Source organism: Kumtagia sp. (genome assembly GCF_059502445.1).
In genome coordinates, this window is record NZ_JCACER010000070.1 from 1 (window position 1) to 3,162 (window position 3,162).

The following is a 3,162-nucleotide window of genomic DNA, read 5'->3' on the forward strand; positions in this document are numbered from 1 at the left end:
AATCTCCCCCCTTGCGGGGGAGATGTCCGGCAGGACAGAGGGGGGTGCGAAGGAACGAAAGCATCTCCATCACGCCCTCCTCTGCATCTTCGGCATCACGCCTTCGAATGCCGCGATCGCCGCGTCGACGAACGCCGGATCGTTGATGTGGGCCTTGACCCGCATCACCTGCCGCGTCGGCGACACCCGCACCGTCCGCTCGATCGCCTCGAACAAAGCATTGTCGGCCTCCGGGTCGTGGAAAGGCTGCCCCGGCGCGTCGAGCAGCGACACCCCGCTCTCCGGCAGCAGGAACCGCACCGGCCCGTTCATCCGGTTCAGCCGCTCGCCGATCCACGCGCCGAACGCGCGGTTCTCGTCGCGCGTCGTGCGCATCAGCGTCACGTTCGGATTGTGGATCACGAACTTGCGGCTGCGAAACCGTTCCGGAACCGTGTCGCGCGGCCCGAAATTCACCATGTCGAGCGCCCCCACCGAGCCGACATAGGGCAGGCCGGTGCGGATCGCCGCACCAAAACGGTCCTCGGTCGCCGGGAACACGCCGCCGACGATCATGTCGGCGACTTCGGTCGTGGTCAGGTCGATGAAACCCGAAAGCAGCCGGGAATCGCCGAGATTCTCCATCGCCCGCCCGCCGATGCCCGTGGCGTGGAAGACCAGGCAGTCGTAGTCGCTCTCCAGCCGCCTCGTCACCGCCTGCACCGCCGGCGTGGTCACGCCGAACATGGTGATGCCGACCGCCGGCCGCGCCAGCTTGCGCCTCGCCTCCCACTGCTCTGCCGTCGGCAGCTGCGCCACCATGCCGGCCATCGCATGCGCGGCGTTGGAAAGCACCGCCTCGGTGATCGAGTTCAGCCCCTGCACGTCGGCTACCGAGTGGACCATGGTGATGTCGGCGCCGCCGACATATTTGCCGACGTCGCCGGCCGCCACGGTCGAAACCATGATCTTCGGCACGCCGACCGGCAGCACGCGCATGCCGGCGGTGGCCAGCGTCGTGCCGCCCGAGCCGCCGGCCGAGATGACGCCGCCGATGCCCGGCTCCCGTTCGATCCAGCGGGCGAAGGCTTCGGCCATTGCCGCCACCGAGCCGCCGCGGTCGCCCGACATCACCGCGGAGGGTCCGCCGCGGTGCATCGCCGCCACCTGGCCCGCCGGCACGTCGGCGCTCGAAGGCTTTCCCGAAGTCGACAGGTCGACGGTCCTGACCGGTATCTTCAACGCCTTCAGCCGCTCGGCCATGAAGCGCAACTCCCGGCCCTTGGTGTCGAACGTCCCGGCCACCAGCACCGTCCGCCCGATCCGCTCGGCGAAGGGGATGGCGAACACCTTGCCCAGATCGTCAGCAGGTTGCGTCTTGTCCACCGCCGCCTGGCGCATCGCCGCCACCGGCACGTTCCAGCGGTTGGGCAGCTCGGTGACCGGTCGGTAGACACCGTTTTCGCCTTGCATCGGCGCCGGCCCAGCCGCCGGCTGCACCCCCGCCCGCTCGATCCGATAGACGTCCGCGAGCTGCGAGGCTGCCTGCGCGGCCACCGCCGGCGTCACCGGCTCCTCGTCCGCATGCCGCCCGACGCCGAGCAGGCGCTGCTGCAGCTCGCGGTCGGCGGCCAGCGCCTTGGCGTCCATGATGCGGTTGACGCGGCCGTTGACCATGATCGCCACGCGGTCCGACACCGCCGTCGCCACGCCGATGTTCTGCTCGATGACGAGGATCGCCATCTCGCCTTCCCGGCCGAGCTCGACCAGCATCTTTTCGACCTGGTCGACGATGACGGGGGCGAGACCCTCCGTGGGCTCGTCCATGACAAGCAGCTTCGGGTCCGACAGCAGCGCCCGCGAGATCGCCAGCATCTGCTGCTCGCCGCCGGAAAGCTGCGAGCCGCCATTGTTGCGCCGCTCGGCCAGCCGCGGAAAGGTCTGGTAGACGCGCTCGACGGTCCACGCCGCGTCGCGCCGGCTGCCGGCTGCCAGCCTGAGATGCTCGTCCACCGTCAGGCTCGGCCAGACGCGCCGTCCCTGCGGCACGTAGCCGACGCCGAGCCGGTAGATCTCATGCGGTTCCAGCGACGACACCTCGCGGCCGTTCACCCGGATCGAGCCGGAGCGGGCACGTTTCAGCCCGGTGATGGTGTTGCACAGCGTGGTCTTGCCCATGCCGTTGCGGCCGACCACCGACAGCACGCCGCTTTCCAGCGTCAGCGACACGCCCTGCAGCGCATGGCTCTCGCCGTAATAGACCTGCAAATCGTCGATCCTCAGCGCCGCTTTTCCGGCGGGGGCGGAGCGCTCAGCCATGCCGGCCTCCCAGGTATATCTCCTGGACCTGCGGATCGGCCTCGATCTCGCGCGGCGTGCCTTCCTTGAACAGGCGGCCGTTGTGCATCATCGACACATAGTCGGACACGCGCAGCGCCACGTCGAGATCGTGCTCGATGATGATATAGCCGATGTGCTTCGGCAGGGCGTTGAGGATGGCGACGAGGTCGCGCCGCTCGGTCGGCGACAGCCCCGCCGCCGGCTCGTCGAACAGGATGAAGCGCGGCGCCCCGGCCAGCGCCAGCGCGATCTCCAGCTGCCGCTGCTGGCCGTGCGACAACGTCGCCACCGGCACGTCCCTGATCCCCTCCAGATGCACGGCGTTGAGGATCGATTCCGCCTGCGCCATGTTCACATCCGCGGTGCTGGGCCTGACCAGCGAGAAACGCCGGCGCGACACGCCGCGGCAGGCGAGGAAGATCGAATCCAGCACCGACAGGCCCTTGAAGAGCTGCGAGATCTGGTAGGTGCGCCGCAGGCCCCGGCGAATGCGCTCGTGCGGCGGCAGGTCGGTGATGTCCTCGCCGAAGAATTTTATCCGCCCCGCCGTCGGCATGAAATCGCCGGTGATGGCGTTGAACAGCGTCGTCTTGCCGGCGCCGTTGGAGCCGAGCACGGCGCGCCGTTCGCCGGCGGCGATCCGCATCGATATGCCGGTCAGCGCCACCAGCGCCCCGAAATGACGCGCCACGCCGTCCAGCTCCAGCGCATCGGCGCCGGTGCCTTGCAAACGTGCTGCGACGGATTCAGACATGGCCGCTTTCGACCCACCGATCGTGGCGCTCCTCCGCACCCCCCTCTGTCCTGCCGGACATCTCCCCCGCAAGGGGGGAGATTGGCCGG

2 protein-coding genes are annotated in these 3,162 nt (G+C 69.0%); both read right to left on the reverse strand.

Annotated features, from left to right (window positions below):
• Positions 1-69 precede the first annotated feature (69 nt).
• On the reverse strand, positions 70-2,298 hold the full coding sequence (locus AC5JDC_RS19255; RefSeq protein WP_495843710.1) for an ABC transporter permease: 2,229 nt from the start codon (positions 2,296-2,298) through the stop codon (positions 70-72).
• A complete protein-coding gene (locus AC5JDC_RS19260) occupies positions 2,291-3,073 on the reverse strand; it encodes an ABC transporter ATP-binding protein (RefSeq protein WP_495843712.1) in 783 nt (260 codons plus the stop codon). The genes AC5JDC_RS19255 and AC5JDC_RS19260 overlap by 8 nt, the downstream gene beginning before the upstream one ends.
• Positions 3,074-3,162 lie beyond the last annotated feature (89 nt).